The organism is Streptomyces sp. NRRL F-5126, from assembly GCF_000721265.1.
Lineage (GTDB): Bacteria > Actinomycetota > Actinomycetes > Streptomycetales > Streptomycetaceae > Streptomyces.
Genome location: NZ_JOFZ01000040.1, coordinates 1 through 1016, shown reverse-complemented (window position 1 = coordinate 1016; position 1016 = coordinate 1). Strand labels below are relative to the sequence as shown.

General features: G+C 69.5%; 1 protein-coding gene. It reads left to right on the top strand.

Going from position 1 to position 1016, the window contains the following annotated elements:
* On the top strand, positions 1-1016 hold a 1016-nt coding region (locus tag IH48_RS33865), incomplete at both ends, for a DUF927 domain-containing protein (protein WP_037843976.1).

Genomic DNA, 1016 nt, shown 5'->3' with positions numbered 1-1016 from the left:
GTCCACCATCACCCACCTGACCGACGACGGCGAGGACATCCGCACCGAGTACCTGGCCAAGGGGAAGCGGCAGCGACGCCCGCGCATCCTGACCGAAGACGAGCTGGACCGTGGCACCTGGGCAGCCAAGCTGGGTGCCCGCCGGCCGACGGGCAACGACGAGAAGCACGCGTTCGCGCGGCTGATCCGCGAGGAGGGCGACAAGGCCCCGATCGTCCCCGCCCGGACCTACTACAACGAGGCCGGGGACCTCATCTTCCCGGAGGCTGACGCGCAGACCCTCGGGTACCGCGTACTGCGGGGCGAGGAGAAGGCCGCGCGGGAGGCATGGGACGAGATCGGCGCCTGGGCCTGCGACTGCGGGAAGTCCGCGCTGTGCATGGGCTTCATGTTCGCCGGGCCCGTCCTGGACGCCCTGGACGTGCTGCCGCACATGCTCAACGCCTACGGTCCCGGCCAGCAGGGCAAGAGCACCATCCTCACCGTGTCGTGCGCGTGCTTCGGGGACATCAAGCCCCGGCGTCAGCGCATCCTCATCAGCTGGGATGCGAGCAAGCAGGGCATCGGCCAGACCCTCCGGCTGCGGGGCTTCCTGCCGCTGGGCATGGATGAGCACAGCAGCTGGGGCCGCTCCATCAAGGAGTCGTCCCGGGAGATCAGCCAGTACGTGGCCGGCGCGCAGCGCTCCATCGGCAGCGCCGACGGCTCCCCGAAGGAGTCGGACGGGTTCTGGAACTCGGCTGCGTTCTCGACGAGCAACGAGCCGCTGAAGTTCACGGGCCAGACGGAAGACCTGGCCTCGCGGCTGCACGAGGTGTCCGCGCCGTTCTTCCCGAACAAGTTCGTGGACTCCGACGGCGGCCCGGCCGCCCCCGGCCTGGGTGGTGCGGAGCACGTCTCCAAGCGGCTGAAGCGGCTGGCGAAGGAGTTCGGCGGCTGGCCGCTGGAGTGGGCGATCCGCAAGGGCATGTACCGGGCGGAGAACCTGGCCAAGCTGAAGAAGTTCCACTTGGAGC